This window comes from uncultured Nisaea sp., from assembly GCF_963974195.1.
GTDB lineage: Bacteria > Pseudomonadota > Alphaproteobacteria > Thalassobaculales > Thalassobaculaceae > Nisaea.
Genome location: NZ_CAXBDC010000017.1, coordinates 23,327 through 38,544 on the forward strand (window position 1 = coordinate 23,327; position 15,218 = coordinate 38,544).

A 15,218-nucleotide genomic window follows, 5' to 3' on the forward strand; every position below is an offset into this window, starting at 1 on the left:
CCCTCAAACGTAGAGACGCGGCGCTCTGCGACCCTCATTTCGGGGCATTTTCATGCCCGCAGGACTTCAGGGAGATTGAGTCATGAAGCGGAATAAATTCTGGTTCGCCGGCCTGCTGGCCGCGGCCGTTACCTTCGGCGCCGCGGATGCGTCCGCCGAGCCGATCAAGATCAACTGGTGGCACGCCATGAGCGGCGGCCTCGGCGAGGGCGTGGACGAGATCGTCAAGCGCTTCAACGAAAGCCAGGACAAGTATGAAGTGGTCGCCACCTGGAAAGGCCGCTACCGCCATCTGCTGACTCAGACCATCGCCGCCATCCGGGCGAACGAGCAGCCGCACTTCTTCCAGAACAACGAGACCGGGGTGATCACCCTGATGCTCTCGGGCGCGATCGTCCCGGCGGAAGAAATGATGGCCAAACATGGTGTCGCGCTCGACAAGAACGACTATCTGGCGCCGGTGGTGAACACCTATACCGATCCGAACAACAAGCTGCTCGGCATGCCCTTCAACAGCTCGACGCCGATCCTTTATGTGAACAAGGATCTGTTCGACGCGGCCGGGCTGACCGACCTGCCGAAGACCTATGACGACATGGAAGCGCAGATCCGCACGCTGCAGTCCTCCGGTGTCGAGGTTCCGCGCGGCGGCAAGCCCTGCGGCTATGCTTTCTATGCCGGCATGTGGGCCGATATGGAAAACCCGATGGCCCAGCAGAAGCAGTTCTATGCCAGCAAGAATAACGGCGTGGACGGGCTTGGTGCGCGGCTGGTGTTCGACGATGAGAACGGCTGGGCCTTCAAGCACATGACCCGCCTGAAACGCTGGCTCGATGAAGGGCTCGCCGAATTCGGCGCAGAATCCCAGACCGACTGGGGTAGCGGGGCGCTGAAGAACTTCCAGGCCGGTAACTGCCTGTTCCACATCCGCTCCACCGCCAGCCACGCCGCGATGGAAAGCAACGAGTTCAACTGGACCGCCACGCACCTGCCCTACGAGGCCGGCACGACTCCGGTAAACACCACCATCGGCGGCGCCGCGCTTTATGTGCTCAAAGGCTTCTCCGATGAGGAATATGAAGGCGTGGTCGCGTTCTTCAATTCCCTGACCTCGGTCGAGATCCAGAAATACTGGCACAAGAAGACCGGTTACGTGCCGATCACCAAGCAGGCCTATCAGGAACTGAAGGCCGACGGGTATTACAAGGAATTCCCGACCAAGGAACTGGCCGTGATCCAGCTTCTGCGCGGCGGCGACAACCCGCACCCGGCCGCCCGCGTCCCGCGCCTCGGCAATTTCGACAATATCCACGTCGCCATCGAAAGCGAGCTGCGCAAGGTCTGGGCGGGTGAACAGACCGTCAAACAGGCCTTCGCCAACGCCGTGCGCCGGGGTGACGAAATCCTGCGCCGGTTCGAGAAGCAGAACTCGCGTCAGGCCGAAGCCACCTACCCGATGCTGGTGGAATAACCGCCGCCATCACGTCCCGGGGCGGCTTCCCGCCGCCCCGGTCCCTTTTCCAACAGTCCGGGTACACGCCCCATGCGACGGGTCACGTTCGACGGCCACTGGCTGCCTTATATCCTGCTCTTCCCGCAGCTTCTGATTCTGGTCTGGTTCTTCTTCTGGCCGGCCGGGCAGGCGCTCTACCAGGCCTTCACCCTGTCCTCCCCCTTCGGCGGATATGCGGAGTGGGTCGGGTTTGAGAATTTCGTCGATATGGTGACCCAGCCCGAATATCACAAAGCCATCCGGGTAACGGTGGTGTTCAGTCTGGCGACAACCGCTCTCTCGCTCGGCCTCGGCCTTGTCTTCGCGCTTTTCGCGGACCGTGTGCTACGGGCGACCGATTTCTACCGGACCCTGCTGATCTGGCCCTATGCCGTGGCACCCGCCATTGCCGGTGCGCTCTGGACCTTCACGCTGGACCCGCATTCCGGTGTCCTCTCCTTCGCCCTGAAGCAGCTTTTCGACTGGGGCTGGAACCCGGAACTCAGCAGCTTCGATGCCATGGTGCTGGTGGTCTTCGCCGCCGCCTGGAAACAGGTCGCCTACAATTTCATCTTCTTCCTGGCCGGCCTGCAGGCGATCCCCCGCGCGGTCATCGAGTCCGCCGCCATGGACGGAGCCGGACCTCTGCGCCGGGTGCGCGACATCATCCTGCCACTGCTCTCGCCGACCACGTTTTTCCTGATCGTGCTGAATGTCGTCTATGCCTTCTTCGACACGTTCGGAATCATCCACGTGACCACCGGCGGCGGGCCGGGCGATGGCACCACGATCCTGGTCTACAAGATCTTCCAGGACGGCTTCATCGGCCTCGACCTCAGCGCCTCTGCGGCCCAGTCGATCATTCTGATGATCGTCGTCATGAGCCTGACCATCTTCCAGTTCCGCTTCCTTGAGCGGCGCGTCCATTACGCGGATTGAGGCCATGACCGAACGCACGCCGATCCTCGACATCCTGACCCATCTGTTCCTGATCATCGGCATTCTGGTGACCGGGTTTCCGATCTATGTCGCCCTGGTCGCGGCCACGCTGACGCCGGAGCAGGTAAACGGCCTGCCCATGCCGCTGCTTTTCGGCGACCAGTTCCTGATCAATATCCAGACGGTCTGGAGCAAGGCCGATCTCGGCCTGCAGCTCTTCAATTCGGCGGTGCAGGCCATTGGCATCACCGTGGGCAAGGTGGCGATCTCCATCCTCTCCGCCTTCGCCATCGTCTATTTCGACTTCCGTTTCAAGATGACCGCCTTCTGGATCATCTTCATGTCGCTGATGCTGCCGATCGAGGTCCGCATCGTGCCGACCTATGAGGTGGCGGCGAACGCATTGATGCCCTTCCTCTGGCTCGGCGAGCTGCTGCGGCTGGACGATCTCGCCTCCTGGATCGCGGGCGAGCCGGTCCGCTTCGATGTCAGGGTCAGTCTGCTGAATTCCTATGCCGGGCTGATCTTCCCGCTGATCGCATCCGCCACCGCGACCTTCCTGTTTCGGCAGTTCTTCATGACCATCCCGAACGAGATGACGGAAGCGGCGAAGATCGACGGCGCCGGGCCGATGCGCTTCCTGCTGGATATCCTGCTGCCGCTGTCACGCACCAACATCGCCGCGCTCTGCGTCATCCTGTTTATCTATGGCTGGAACCAGTTTCTCTGGCCGCTGCTGGTAACGACGGACCCGTCCTATTCGACGGTCGTCATCGGCATCGCCAAGCTGATGCCGCAGCCGGAAGCCGTGCCCGAATGGAACCTTGCCATGACCGCCGCATTGATCGCCATGGCACCGCCGGTTCTGGTCGTGGTGTTCCTGCAGCGTCTGTTCGTGAAAGGGCTGGTCGAGAGCGAAAAATAAAGGCTCAGGCGTTGCCGCCATTGGCGATCAGAGCCTTCAGTTTGGCGCCGTCATATTCGGCTTCGAGCTTGTCGGCCGTTGCCTGCGCCTCGGCCTCAAGATCCTCGCCGCACTCCACCGGGTCGGCCCGGCGCCAGCCTTCGAGATAGGCGCCCTCGTCCTCCGCGCCGTCCCGCATCGCCGCCATGTCGATGGCATGGGTGAAGCGCACGGGCAGCTCCACCTTGGCCTGCTCGCGCTTGCGGCCCCGGCCGCGTTCGGCAATGACCTGGGCCGGGATATCGCGCCAGTAGACGATGATGAGATGGGCCATGCCGGATCTCCGTTAATGTATCCCGCCGTTACTGTCCGGCATGCACGGGATGTGCGGTTTCGATGAAGCTCTGCAGCTCGCCATAGCCGCGATAGCGGTACTCGAAAGCGAGGCCAAGCCGTTCGGCGGCCTGTTCCGCCTTCGCCTTGAGACGCGGATCCTCGGTCTGGGCGATATAAACCAGCGCCGTGTAATTGCCGAAATACATGTCGCGCAGTTCCGGGAACCGGTCTAGCCCCAGGCCCTTGACGATCAGCCGGTCGAAATGCCGGACCAGATAATCGGTCAGGAAGAAGCAGGCGGGGTCGTCATCGGTCAGTGCCGTGAACTCGTCCGTGCCCATGAAGAACTGGTAGCAATGCGGTCCGGCGATGCGCTCGACGCCGAATTCCTCGATCACCTTGTCGATCTCACCGCCACTGCCGCAATCACCATAAGCAACAAACACCTGCTCATAGCCTCCAGCCGCCTGCAGCTTGCGCCGCAGACCGGGGGCGATCTTTTCGGGATGATTGTGCCAGATGGCAGGCAGGCAGGTGATGTCCAGCGCATCCCAGCCGGTACTCTCTTTCAACGCGACCAGCTCCCGGCCGAGAGCACCGCAGGCAACCACAAGCGCCCGCGGTCTCTCAGGGTATGTCGAGGCGGCCATTGCCGCCCCGCTCAATTGACGCCCATGGCCGCCGAGTTGGAGCGCTCGCGCTCGGCGATCATCTTCTTCGCGGTCTCGACGGCAACGGCGGCATCGCGGCAATAGGCGTCGGCGCCCACGCTCTCCGCGAATGCTTCGTTCAGCGGCGCACCGCCGACCAGAACGATGTAATCGTCGCGGATGCCCTTTTCCTTCATCGTGTCGATGACGACTTTCATGTAGGGCATCGTGGTGGTCAGCAGGGCGGACATGCCGAGAATGTCCGGCTTGTGCTCCTCGATCGCGGCCAGGTAATTCTCGACCGGGTTATTGATCCCGATATCGATCACCTCGAAGCCGGCACCCTCCATCATCATCGACACCAGATTCTTGCCGATATCGTGGATATCGCCCTTCACCGTGCCGATCACCATCTTGCCCATGCGCGGTGCGCCGGTTTCGATCAGAAGCGGGCGCAGGATCGTCATCCCGGCTTTCATGGAGTTGGCGGCCATCAGCACTTCCGGCACGAACAGGATGCCGTCGCGGAAGTCGATACCGACGATGCGCATGCCCTCGACCAGAGCCTCTGTCAGGACGCGATAGGGTGTCCAGCCACGCCCGAGCAGGATGTTGACGCCCTCTTCGACTTCGTCTTTCAGACCGTCATAGAGATCGTCATGCATCTGCTGCACCAGCTCTTCGTCGTCCAGTTCGGACAGAACGATATCGTCTTCCTCGGCCATGTCGCCTCCACGAGAAAAGCGCTTGAATTCTTTTTGCTACCACCACAGTTACGCGGAGAACGTCAAACATCCATGCCCCGGGCGACATCAAGTATCGGCAGCACGACGTAAAATCGACAAACGGGGACTCGCCTGAATCGTCGTAAGGTTGTATTTTTAGAGAATATTCTCCCTTTTCCTAAAATCTGGAGGCCGCCATGCTGCTCGTCACAGCTGTCGCCGGACCCGAAACCGCGGAAGTCGGCACCAGCGCCCGGTATCAGGCAACAGCCTTCAACCAGTCCAATCCCGGTGCGGAGGACCTTGCCCGGATCAACTGGGAGGTGCGGTGCGACGGCGTCCGCGTCAGCCGGTCGCTGGCAGCGGGTCCCTCTCTCGATGTTCCGATCACGCCGGACTATGCCGGGCGCACGCTTCTCGTCATGCCCTTTGCCAACAGCCCGACCGAACAGGTATCCGTCAAAACCGAGATTCCAGGGCAGGAACAGCATATCACCGAGCCTGCGTCTGTATCCGTCAGCATCGACGGGCAACGCTATTCGGCCAGGGTCAATGACGGTCCCGCATTCTTTGTCGGCAGCGATGTCCGCTACGAAAGCCGCCGGGGCCTGATGAACACCACTCCCGGCACGGACATCTACACACCGGACGCCTACCGGGAGCAGTTCGGCTTCTGGGCCGACATCATTACCCCGACCGCGATCTGCGAGAGCAAGGGCAGCTTCCACTGCCTCAACACCTATGACCGCGCGGCCTTCACCTTCGGTTTCTTCCAGGATGCCGTACACGAACCGGACGATAATTTCGTCCTGCTGCTGCGCCGCCTCCTGCTGCTTGATGAAGCCCGGTTTTATTTCCCAGATCTGACACTGCTGAACGGTCACGTCGCCCAGAAGACACCGGGCGGCACAGTACAGCTGGAAGACAGCAGCAGCAGCCAGGGCCTGATGGACTATCTCAACCCGGATCCGGATGCCGTTTGCAGCCAGGAAGCGGACGTCGCGGCGAAGTTCGTGCATTGGGCGGAGAACAGCCCCGAAAACCGGGCGACCCAGGTGGCTTTCACCATCGAACAGCAACGGCAGAAATACGCGCACTATGCCCAGCGCTACGATCTGGACGGAGCGGAAGATACAGTGTGCATCGTGGTCGCCGATATCCGCCATCAGGGCCGGGCAAAAAGCAGCGTGATAGAGCAAGCGCTCGCCGCCTCCGATCCTCTGAACGCCCTGCTCGACATCGGCAGCACGACCTACGCGTCCCGAATCGAGACATTACGCCAGGAGATCGAAAGAATGACGGCGAGCGGCATTTTCGGCCACCACAGCTACAGCCTGGTGAACCGGGATTTCGTACTCGACTAGCGTCAGGCGGCGTCCAGCCGGATCTCTCCGTCATGCAGGAAACAGCTCTTGCTGAACAGGGAGAGATCGACCGGGTTTGGCAGACGGACATCCGTCAGGTCCGGCAACGGCTTTGCCCCCGGATCGTAAGCCCGGTCAATCTGCGAAATCAGCACCACGATGTGACCCGCCGATTGTACGAAAGCCTTCAACGCGGCGACCTGTTCGGCAAGTTCGGGGTTCCGGCGTCTTTGATCCAGCAGTTGCAGATAATCAACCACGGCAATGCTGTGCGGTGGAGCGGCCTGCATCTCCGCAATGATGTGACCGGCGCAGATTCCGTCCGATGTATCCAGCATGATGCTGGATGAGATCGCTCCAGGCTCGATACCGATCGCACGGACACGCTCGATAACGTCCGCGTCGCTGTAATCCAGTGTGAAGAAGAAACCGCGCCGCCCGGCCTTCGCCGCTTCAGCCAGCAATTCAAGGCCAAGCAATGTCTTGCCGTGACCCGGCCGTGCCCCAAGCAGGACAAGATCGCCGGGAGAGAGTTGCGCCAGCATGGCGCCGGCAGGTCTCCCGGCGGATGCATTGGCCGCGAGATGGCTCCAGCTCTTGAAGCCCTCCCCTGCAGCGATCATGTCGAGCGCCCTGTTCAGCGGGATATTCTCCTCGCGGGACAGCAGACGGGCCTGGCGTTTGAGACGGAAAACGGGATGAGAGAATCTCATCGGGAACCTCCTGATGCGAGCGTCTGTCGCAATCCCTCCTTATGCGCATGCCCGAACAGTGGGTCCGAAGAATTCAAAGCCCAACATGTCGAATGCTTTCCCAGCGGAGGGGGGAGGCTCGGGCGTGCCTGTCAGGAGAGATTAGGCAGCGCCGGAGAAAAACTCAAGCCCGGCTCAGACATCCGCCCGCACTGTATGGGCGTGGTTCAGCGGGCCGTGCCCGTGGCCATAACCCGGCGCGCTCAGGATCGCCTTGCGCACATAATCCCGCGCCCGGCTGACAGCGTTTTCCACCGAGAGACCCTGGGCCAGTCCGGCGGCGATTGCCGATGCCGTGGTGCAGCCGGTGCCGTGGGTATGCGGCGTATCGATCCGCTCCGAGCTGAAGGAGACGGGTTCGGCATCCGCCGACACCAGGATATCGACCAGCTCGTCGCCTTCCATATGCCCGCCCTTCATCAGGACGTGCTTCGGGCCAAGCTTGAGCAGGATTTCGCCGACCCGGAGCATGTCGTCACGGCCCGTGATTTTCTGTCCCGTCAGCAACTCCGCTTCCGGAATATTCGGGGTCAGGAGAGTCGCCCGCGCCACCATCCGATTCTTCATCGCGTTTAGCGCCTGCGGCTCAAGCAGCGGATGGCCGCCCTTGGCCACCATCACCGGGTCGACCACCAGCGGCGTATCCGGGGCCAGTTCCGCCAGCGCCTTGTGCACGGTCTCGATCACCGGGATCGAATGCAGCATGCCGGTCTTGATGCAGTCCGCGCCAAGATCCTTCAGCACCAGCTCTATCTGCTTGGCGATGAATTCCTCATGCACGTCATAAACGCCGTGCACGCCCTCGGTATTTTGCGCCGTCAGGGCGGTGATCGCCGTCATGGCAAAGCCACCCAGCGCGGTAACCGCCTTGATATCCGCCTGAATACCCGCGCCGCCACCGGAATCGGAGCCGGCACAAATCAGCACACGTCCCTTCATCGGACGCATTTCGCCAGCGCCTGTTGCATTACCCTGCGGCACGTTCGATCTCCCGTGCGATATCCTCCACCACATCCGCGACGAGCTTTTCGTCCGCGCCTTCGGCCATGACCCGGATCAGTGGTTCCGTCCCTGATTTCCGGATCAGCACCCGGCCGGTTCCGGCCAGACGCTCCTCGCCCTCCCGGATCGCCGTCTTGACGGCAGCGGCATCCAGCGGCGGCTTGCCCGAATACCGCACATTCTTCAGCAATTGCGGCAGTGGTTTGAAAACAGAGGCAACCTCGCTCATCGGTTTGCCGGAAGAGATCAGCACCGCCAGCACCTGCAGCGCCGCGATCAGACCGTCTCCGGTGGTCGCATGATCGCTCATGATCATGTGGCCGGACTGTTCCCCGCCGAGATTGAAATCGCCGGAACGCATATGTTCCAGCACATACCTGTCTCCCACCTTGGTCCGGTGCATGGCGACACCGATGCTCTCAAGATGTTTCTCAAGGCCAAGATTGCTCATCACGGTGGTGATCAGCGCCTTGCCCCGCAGCAGGCCCGCTTCCGCCCAGGAGGTCGCGATCAGGCCCATGATCTGGTCGCCATCAATGATCCGGCCACGCTCGTCAGCCATGATCAACCGGTCCGCATCACCGTCGAGCGCAATTCCCAGATGCGCGCCGCTCTCCGTCACCGCAGTGCACATGGCATCCGGGGCGGTGGCGCCGCAGCCGGCATTGATGTTCGTGCCGTTCGGGGAGACCCCGATCTCGATCACCTCGGCGCCAAGCTCGAACAGAACGCGCGGGGCAACCTTGTAGGCCGCACCGTTCGCGCAATCGACCACCAGCTTCAGCCCCTCGAGCCGCATGCCCTTCGGGAAGGTGTTCTTGGCAATCTCGATATAGCGGCCCTGCGCATCCTCCAGCCGGCGCACCTTGCCGAGCCGGTCGGCCGGAGCCCGGTCCCCGGCACCCAGCGTGTCGATCCGATTCTCGATCTCCTGCTCGACCTCATCCGACAGCTTGAAGCCGTCCGGGCCGAACAGCTTGATGCCGTTATCCTGATAGGGATTGTGCGAAGCGGAGAGCATGACGCCGAGATCGGCGCGCAGGGATCGGGTCAGGCTCGCCACGGCCGGGGTGGGCAGCGGGCCGAGCAGCACCACATCCATCCCGATCGAGGTGAACCCGGCCACCATCGCCGGTTCCAGCATATAGCCGGAGAGTCGGGTGTCCTTGCCGATCACCGCAAGAGGCCGGTGTCCGGTCTGCGGGCCGCCATTGCTGTGCACAAAGTGCCCGCCGGCCGCCATGGCCACCCGGAGGGCGGTTTCGGCTGTCATCGGCCCGGCATTGGCGGTGCCCCTGATGCCGTCGGTTCCGAAGAGGTTTCTGGTCATGAAATTCCACGCATTTTCGCGATGACGGGAACGATGGGGAGAGTTTACCGCCGACCGGCGATACCCGCCCAGACTTTTAGCGCCTGCACGGTCTCGGCGACATCATGTACCCGGACGATCTGGACGCCCTGCTCCACACCGGCAAGGGCGATGGCGAGCGAGCCCGGAACCCGTTCCTTGCCCGGCTCGTCCCGGCTGAGATTGGCAATCATCCGCTTGCGGGATGCACCCAGCAGAACCGTACACCCGAATCCGTGCAGCAAACCGAGCCGGGCCAGCACTTCCAGGTTCTGCTCCGTGTTCTTGGCAAAACCGATACCGGGATCGACGATGATCCGGTCACGCGGGATGCCCGCCTGCTCCGCATCGAGAACCCGCTGCTCCAGCTCTTCCAGCATCTGCAACGGTGTGAAGTCGTATCGTGCCTCACCCAGCATGGTTTGCGGCTCGCCGCGCATATGCATCAGCATGGCCGGAACCTTCGCTTCGGCGACAATGCAGCGGCTCCCGGGGTCGGCAAGCCCGGTCACGTCATTGATGATATCCGCCCCGGCGTCGAGGGCGGCCCGCATCACGTCCGGGCGCCGTGTGTCGATGCTGATCACCGGGCGCTTCGCCCCGGCCCTGCGGCGAATGCCCTCGATCACCGGCACCACCCGGCGAAGTTCCTCCTCGACCGGCACCGGGTCGGCGCCCGGCCGGGTGGATTCCCCGCCGATATCGAGAATGTCCGCGCCCTGCATCAGCAGCGCGAAGGCGTGATCCACGGCATCGGCCGTCGCTGCGAAATCGCCGCCGTCGGAAAAGCTGTCGGGCGTCACATTGACGATGCCCATGACCAGAGGCCGGTCAGACGGCAGTCCGGCAAGCACGGGACGCGAAGCGCTGATGAGGTCGAGTTGTTGAGCGAAGATAGCGCCAATCCCCTCACCGTCCGCCCAGGCAATGGCGGCATCAAGCGGGGCTGGTCCCAGCAGGTGAATGGCATCGGCGGACCGGGCAATGATCTCGACGGCGGAGAAGGCAGCGGGGCCACCCGCCAGCGGCCGGGCAAGGCCTGCCTTCAGAAGCCGGGCCGCCATCTCACCCCAGAGAATACCCGCCGGCACAAGGCGAAAGCTGGCGCCGGATGGCAAAAGGCCGCGCGTAAGCGCGGCCTCTTTCAGAATGTCGGTCATGAATTTACTCGCCGGGCTGCGGATCGGGCTCAAGGCCCCCACCGGTCTTGCCGGTGCCTTCCTTGCCGCCGGTCGGAACCGATGAACGGCGTCCGGCACCCGGTTTCGGGCCGTCTTCCTTGTTGTCCCTCACCAGGCCTTCACCGGCCAGCAGAGCCTTGATCTCGTCGCCCGAAAGGGTCTCGTATTCGAGCAACCCCTTGGCCAACGTTTCCAGCTCGTTGTTGTTCTCTTCCAGGATCCGGCGGGCATCCTTGTAGGCGTCGTCGACAATCCGGCGGATTTCCTCGTCGATCACCTTGGCCGTCGCGTCGGAAACGTTCTTCTGCTGGGTCACGGAGTGCCCCAGGAAGACTTCCTGCTGGTCCTGGGAATAGGCCAGGAAGCCCAGCTTGTCGCTCAGGCCCCATTCGGTGACCATGCGGCGCGCCATGTCGGAGACCATCCGGATATCGGAAGAGGCACCGGTCGTGACCCGCTCCTCACCGAAGACAAGTTCTTCGGCAAGACGGCCGCCGCAGGCAACCCGCAGATCGGCATAGAGCTTGGCGCGGGAAAGCGAGATCCGGTCACCTTCCGGCAGACGCATGACCATGCCGAGGGCACGGCCGCGCGGGATGATGGTCGCCTTGTGGATCGGATCGCTGTCCGGGCAATGCAGCGCGACCACGGCGTGGCCGGCTTCATGATAGGCGGTCAGCGCCTTTTCCTCGTCGGTCATGACCATGGAGCGGCGTTCCGCGCCCATCATGACCTTGTCCTTGGCTTCCTCGAACTCGGCCATGCCAACCACGCGCTTGCCCTTGCGGGCGGCGAGCAGGGCGGCTTCGTTCACGAGGTTCGCGAGATCGGCGCCGGAGAAGCCCGGCGTACCACGTGCGATAACCTTGGCATCCACGTCCGGGCCCAGCGGCACCTTGCGCATATGCACTTTCAGGATGCGCTCGCGGCCCAAAATATCCGGGTTCGGCACCACGACCTGACGGTCGAAACGGCCGGGACGCAGCAGCGCCGGGTCAAGCACGTCCGGACGGTTGGTGGCGGCGATCAGGATCACGCCCTCATTCGCCTCGAAACCGTCCATCTCGACCAGCAACTGGTTCAGGGTCTGCTCGCGCTCGTCATTGCCGCCGCCGAGACCGGCACCGCGATGACGGCCGACCGCATCAATTTCGTCGATGAAGATGATGCAGGGCGCATTCTTCTTGCCCTGTTCGAACATGTCGCGGACACGGCTGGCGCCGACGCCGACGAACATCTCGACAAAGTCGGAACCCGAAATGGTGAAGAAGGGCACGTTGGCTTCGCCGGCAATCGCGCGGGCAAGCAGCGTCTTACCGGTACCCGGAGGGCCCACCAGCAGACAGCCCTTGGGGATCTTGCCGCCGAGACGCTGGAAGCGCTGCGGATCCTTCAGAAACTCGACAATCTCTTCAAGCTCGGTCTTGGCTTCGTCGATACCGGCGACATCGTCGAAGGTGACGCGTCCGACCTTCTCGGTCAGCAGCCGGGCACGGCTCTTGCCGAAGCCCATGGCCTTGCCGCCGCCGCCCTGCATCTGGCGCATGAAGAAGATCCACACGCCGATGAACAGCAGCATCGGGAACCAGGAGATCAGGATGCCGAGCAACCCGGACATGCCCTCTTCCGGCGGTGCCGCGGAAATCCGCACGCCACCTTCCTTGAGCCGGTCCACCAGGCCCGGATCGCTCGGGGCATAGGTCCCGAAGGTCCGGCCGTCGCTGAAGTGGCCCTTGATGGTGTTGCCCTGGATGACGACGTCGGTCACCCGACCGTCCTCGACCGCGCCAAGAAAATCCGAAAATGCGAAATTCGGATAGGTGCCAGGTTTGTTCGAGCTCTGGAACAGATTGAACAGCGCCACGAGCAGGACGCCTACGATGATCCAGAGTGCGAGATTCTTGCCGAAATTGTTCACGCCGATTGTGCCTCGGTAGGGTTCCTGTTCAGCCGGACGCCCATTCTTAGTCGTTCGTCGCGGCCCTGTCATCCCTGCTTGCCCGGAAAGCGTTAGCTACCCATGGCACGGCGGGGCGAAATTCAATGTGGAACAGGCCAGCTTCCAAGGGCCGCAGACTTGTCCATGTATCCGAAAGGTGGGGGGCAAAGAGACGCCCGTCAAGGTCAGTTACAGCAGGAAGCGACGCACGCACACCGACGGGAAGCGCCAGGCCGGGCTTTCCCATGCTCCCCGACAGCCGTAACCGGCGTTCCCCTTTCCGGGCCAGCATGTGAATCCAGACCGGCTGCACACCGGACCAGGAGACGTCAAAGCGGCCGTCCCAACGGCTCATACCCTGGCCGCACAGCATTTCCGGGCCTGTTTCCCGTGGTGTTTCCCTGGCGATCCAAAGCCTGTCGTCCCGGCCGCGCCACACCAGGCAACCGCCGAGCGTGGTGCGCGCGCCATGGCCGTCATCCAGCCAGCTCAAAAAACGGCTCATCCTCTCCGCACGGGGAGGATAATCGAGCCCGCCGATCGACTGAAGCAATCCGGAAAGGAGCTTCACGCGCAAAGGCAGCGGTAAATTCAAGACAGCGGAAAGGCTAAGGGTAACGAATCCGCGCGGGTCCAGATCACCGAACTCGATCAGAAAATCAGCCAGCCGGATCTCGCTCCAGTCCCGCAATCGTCCGAATGCCTGTGCAAGACGATTGAGACGGGCCGCATCCAGGCCGGCATCCGTCATCCCTTTTCCCTGCTGGCGCACCCGGACCCGTTCGAAACGCCGGTCCCGGTTGCTCGGATCCTCGACCCAGACCTGCCCTTCGGCGAGGCAGTGGGCGCGCAGGCTGCCCGGCGGTACCGGGAGCAGCGGGCGCAGGACCGGGATGCCATCGCGCATCTGCCGGGAGCGGATCCCGGCCAGCCCATCCGGACCGCTGCCGCGGGCGAGACGCATCACCATGGTCTCCGCCTGGTCCTGCACATGATGCGCCAGGAACAGCCCCCTGGCGCCCAGAGACGCCGCCCGGTCCGTCAAAAGCGCGAACCGCGCCGAGCGGGCAGCAGCCTGTAAACCGCTAACCGGCTTCACCCCTCGCCATGTCAGAATTTCGTGCTCGATCCCGCGCGCCGCCAGCCAGCCGGAAACCCGCCCGGCTTCCGCCGCGGAGTCCGCCCGCAAGCCATGGTCAACGGTCATCGCGACAAGGCGGTGCCCGTGTGCACGGCACCAGCGCGCCAGTAGCAGGCAGAGCGCCATGCTGTCCGCACCGCCCGACACGCCGGCAATAAAGGTCGAGGGCCCGGCCGAGCCGAGCGCCGGATCGGCGTCCGTGAGCAGCGCCTCGAATTCACAGGTCGAGATCGCGTTGAAGCCGGACAGCCGTTTTCTCCCGCAGCCCGTGACGGACTAGCAGCCGATACGCTGCCGTTCCGTCATTGCCCGGCGTTTGATGTTGGAGGAAGCATTCGGGAAATCGGTATTCAACTGGTCGAAAGTAACGCAGGCATCTTCCTTGCGATCCATCCGGGCCAGAGAGAAACCGAGTTTCAAAAGGTTATCGGCGGTTTTGGAGCTGCCTGGATATTCCGTATAGCCGGTCGCGAAAGTCTTTGCCGCATTGGCGAAGTCCTTACGCACGTAATAGGTCTCCCCAAGCCAATAGACCGCATTGCCGGCCAGCGGGTGTTTCGGATGGCGTTCCAGAAACAGACTGAGCGCCTCTTCGGCGGAATCGAAATCCTGCTTCTGGAGATAGGCAAAGGCATGCTTGTACTGCTCTTCGGGGGGCCCATCGGGCAGGATCTGCTGATCGGCCTGCGAAGACGCGCTGGCAACGCTCCCGGACGCACCGGACGGGGTTTCCGCAGCAGGCCGCGGCTCCTTCTCGAGATCATTGACCTCGGACTGCTTCAAATAGCCAAGGACGCCCTGCCCCTGTCCCTGCCCTGCAGTCGGGCTCTCGGCACCGGCGCTCGCTGTCGCTGTCGTATTATTGGTATCGGCACCCTGACCAGTACTGCTTTGCCCGGCATCGCTTTGCGCAGGGATGCCCCCACGCTCGAGAGCCTGGAGCCGGAAATCGACATCGCGCACAAGCCGGTCAATGCGATTGGCATTCTGTTCCGCCTTGAAGCCAACCTCTTCAATCTTGCCGGTGAGGGAACGGATCAGGGTTTCGAGCTGTTGCAGGCGCACCTCGACCCGGGCGGCATAGCTCGTATCGAAGCCTGCACTCTGATTGCCGGCTTCAGCGGAAGAGGATGTGTTGCCGTTGGTCACCGGAGCCGGAGACACCGGCGTTGCCGTGATCCCCGTGCCGCTGCCGCGATAGAGCTGGCGCTGCAGGTCCTGCATGTCGCGCTCCATCCGGTTGAGACGGTTCATCAGGTTCTGGACGTCCTGTGCGGCGGCTGGCAGCGCCGTCACCGAGATAAACATCAGGGCCACAGCACCGGCAACCGCGCGTGTGCCACCAAATACGAACCGGTTCGTCATCTCTCGAACTCCCAGTCTCACAATCGTCGCGACCACTTACACTGGCCTGCCAATCGAGCAGGAATAAGGCACAGCCGCAG

Annotated in this window: 15 protein-coding genes; 5 read left to right on the top strand and 10 right to left on the bottom strand. The window is 62.7% G+C overall.

What is annotated here, in order from left to right; all coding sequences use genetic code 11:
• Positions 1–82 precede the first annotated feature (82 nt).
• The 3 genes from AAC126_RS05910 to AAC126_RS05920 all read left to right on the top strand — a co-directional run bounded on the left by AAC126_RS05910 (position 83) and on the right by AAC126_RS05920 (position 3,356).
• Positions 83–1,471, top strand: coding sequence for an extracellular solute-binding protein (locus tag AAC126_RS05910; RefSeq protein ID WP_339851000.1), 1,389 nt, complete (start codon positions 83–85; stop codon positions 1,469–1,471).
• 72 nt (positions 1,472–1,543) lie between these two features.
• A complete protein-coding gene (gene ugpA, locus AAC126_RS05915) occupies positions 1,544–2,431 on the top strand; it encodes a sn-glycerol-3-phosphate ABC transporter permease UgpA (RefSeq protein ID WP_339851003.1) in 888 nt (295 codons plus the stop codon).
• A gap of 4 nt (positions 2,432–2,435) precedes the next feature.
• Positions 2,436–3,356, top strand: a complete 921-nt coding sequence (locus AAC126_RS05920) for an ABC transporter permease subunit (protein WP_339851006.1) — start codon at positions 2,436–2,438, stop codon at positions 3,354–3,356.
• A 4-nt stretch (positions 3,357–3,360) separates the two neighbouring features.
• On the opposite strand, the gene AAC126_RS05925 is transcribed toward AAC126_RS05920, so the two are convergent.
• From AAC126_RS05925 to AAC126_RS05935, 3 genes are read right to left on the bottom strand one after another with little or no spacing between them, the layout of a single operon-like run.
• The gene (locus AAC126_RS05925; protein WP_339851009.1) at positions 3,361–3,669 is read right to left on the bottom strand and encodes a virulence factor; all 309 of its coding nucleotides are present in this window, start codon (positions 3,667–3,669) and stop codon (positions 3,361–3,363) included.
• Positions 3,670–3,697: 28 nt separating this feature from the next.
• Complete coding sequence (locus tag AAC126_RS05930) at positions 3,698–4,321, bottom strand: DUF1638 domain-containing protein (protein WP_339851011.1); 624 nt, start codon at positions 4,319–4,321, stop codon at positions 3,698–3,700.
• Between the two features lie 11 nt (positions 4,322–4,332).
• Entirely contained in the window at positions 4,333–5,046 is a 714-nt protein-coding gene (locus tag AAC126_RS05935; protein WP_339851013.1) for a B12-binding domain-containing protein, read from the bottom strand.
• A 197-nt stretch (positions 5,047–5,243) separates the two neighbouring features.
• Here AAC126_RS05935 and AAC126_RS05940 point away from each other — a divergent pair, with 197 nt between their 5' ends.
• Positions 5,244–6,410 (top strand): hypothetical protein, encoded by a 1,167-nt coding sequence (locus AAC126_RS05940; protein ID WP_339851016.1) that lies wholly within the window; start codon positions 5,244–5,246, stop codon positions 6,408–6,410.
• Positions 6,411–6,412: 2 nt separating this feature from the next.
• On the opposite strand, the gene AAC126_RS05945 is transcribed toward AAC126_RS05940, so the two are convergent.
• The 6 genes from AAC126_RS05945 to tilS form a co-directional block, all read right to left on the bottom strand.
• The gene (locus tag AAC126_RS05945) at positions 6,413–7,123 is read right to left on the bottom strand and encodes a DNA helicase (RefSeq protein WP_339851017.1); all 711 of its coding nucleotides are present in this window, start codon (positions 7,121–7,123) and stop codon (positions 6,413–6,415) included.
• A 174-nt stretch (positions 7,124–7,297) separates the two neighbouring features.
• Positions 7,298–8,101 (bottom strand): bifunctional hydroxymethylpyrimidine kinase/phosphomethylpyrimidine kinase, encoded by an 804-nt coding sequence (gene thiD, locus AAC126_RS05950; protein ID WP_339851074.1) that lies wholly within the window; start codon positions 8,099–8,101, stop codon positions 7,298–7,300.
• Between the two features lie 28 nt (positions 8,102–8,129).
• A complete protein-coding gene (gene glmM, locus AAC126_RS05955) occupies positions 8,130–9,494 on the bottom strand; it encodes a phosphoglucosamine mutase (protein ID WP_339851019.1) in 1,365 nt (454 codons plus the stop codon).
• Positions 9,495–9,538: 44 nt separating this feature from the next.
• Positions 9,539–10,672, bottom strand: a complete 1,134-nt coding sequence (gene folP / locus AAC126_RS05960; RefSeq protein ID WP_339851021.1) for a dihydropteroate synthase — start codon at positions 10,670–10,672, stop codon at positions 9,539–9,541.
• A 4-nt stretch (positions 10,673–10,676) separates the two neighbouring features.
• Positions 10,677–12,611, bottom strand: a complete 1,935-nt coding sequence (gene ftsH, locus AAC126_RS05965) for an ATP-dependent zinc metalloprotease FtsH (protein ID WP_339851022.1) — start codon at positions 12,609–12,611, stop codon at positions 10,677–10,679.
• Between the two features lie 46 nt (positions 12,612–12,657).
• Entirely contained in the window at positions 12,658–13,899 is a 1,242-nt protein-coding gene (gene tilS / locus AAC126_RS05970) for a tRNA lysidine(34) synthetase TilS (protein WP_339851024.1), read from the bottom strand.
• On the opposite strand from tilS, the gene AAC126_RS05975 reads away from it, so the two are divergent.
• Positions 13,898–14,053: a hypothetical protein gene (locus AAC126_RS05975; RefSeq protein ID WP_339851026.1), complete on the top strand. Its 156-nt coding sequence runs from the start codon at positions 13,898–13,900 to the stop codon at positions 14,051–14,053. The two genes, tilS and AAC126_RS05975, sit on opposite strands and share 2 nt — an antisense overlap.
• Here AAC126_RS05975 and ybgF read toward each other — a convergent pair.
• The gene (gene ybgF / locus AAC126_RS05980) at positions 14,050–15,138 is read right to left on the bottom strand and encodes a tol-pal system protein YbgF (RefSeq protein ID WP_339851028.1); all 1,089 of its coding nucleotides are present in this window, start codon (positions 15,136–15,138) and stop codon (positions 14,050–14,052) included. The genes AAC126_RS05975 and ybgF overlap by 4 nt on opposite strands.
• Between the last annotated feature and the right edge of the window lie 80 nt (positions 15,139–15,218).

Bases quoted from the DNA above. Each gene is read 5' to 3' on its own strand.
- AAC126_RS05935 (WP_339851013.1), bottom strand. From the start codon at position 5,046: ATGGCCGAGGAAGACGATATCGTTCTGTCCGAACTGGACGACGAAGAG.
- AAC126_RS05975 (WP_339851026.1), top strand. From the start codon at position 13,898: ATGCTGTCCGCACCGCCCGACACGCCGGCAATAAAGGTCGAGGGCCCG.
- AAC126_RS05925 (WP_339851009.1), bottom strand. From the start codon at position 3,669: ATGGCCCATCTCATCATCGTCTACTGGCGCGATATCCCGGCCCAGGTC.
- ybgF (WP_339851028.1), bottom strand. From the start codon at position 15,138: ATGACGAACCGGTTCGTATTTGGTGGCACACGCGCGGTTGCCGGTGCT.
- glmM (WP_339851019.1), bottom strand. From the start codon at position 9,494: ATGACCAGAAACCTCTTCGGAACCGACGGCATCAGGGGCACCGCCAAT.
- ugpA (WP_339851003.1), top strand. From the start codon at position 1,544: ATGCGACGGGTCACGTTCGACGGCCACTGGCTGCCTTATATCCTGCTC.
- AAC126_RS05910 (WP_339851000.1), top strand. From the start codon at position 83: ATGAAGCGGAATAAATTCTGGTTCGCCGGCCTGCTGGCCGCGGCCGTT.
- AAC126_RS05920 (WP_339851006.1), top strand. From the start codon at position 2,436: ATGACCGAACGCACGCCGATCCTCGACATCCTGACCCATCTGTTCCTG.
- folP (WP_339851021.1), bottom strand. From the start codon at position 10,672: ATGACCGACATTCTGAAAGAGGCCGCGCTTACGCGCGGCCTTTTGCCA.
- AAC126_RS05940 (WP_339851016.1), top strand. From the start codon at position 5,244: ATGCTGCTCGTCACAGCTGTCGCCGGACCCGAAACCGCGGAAGTCGGC.
- tilS (WP_339851024.1), bottom strand. From the start codon at position 13,899: ATGGCGCTCTGCCTGCTACTGGCGCGCTGGTGCCGTGCACACGGGCAC.
- AAC126_RS05930 (WP_339851011.1), bottom strand. From the start codon at position 4,321: ATGGCCGCCTCGACATACCCTGAGAGACCGCGGGCGCTTGTGGTTGCC.
- thiD (WP_339851074.1), bottom strand. From the start codon at position 8,101: ATGAAGGGACGTGTGCTGATTTGTGCCGGCTCCGATTCCGGTGGCGGC.
- AAC126_RS05945 (WP_339851017.1), bottom strand. From the start codon at position 7,123: ATGAGATTCTCTCATCCCGTTTTCCGTCTCAAACGCCAGGCCCGTCTG.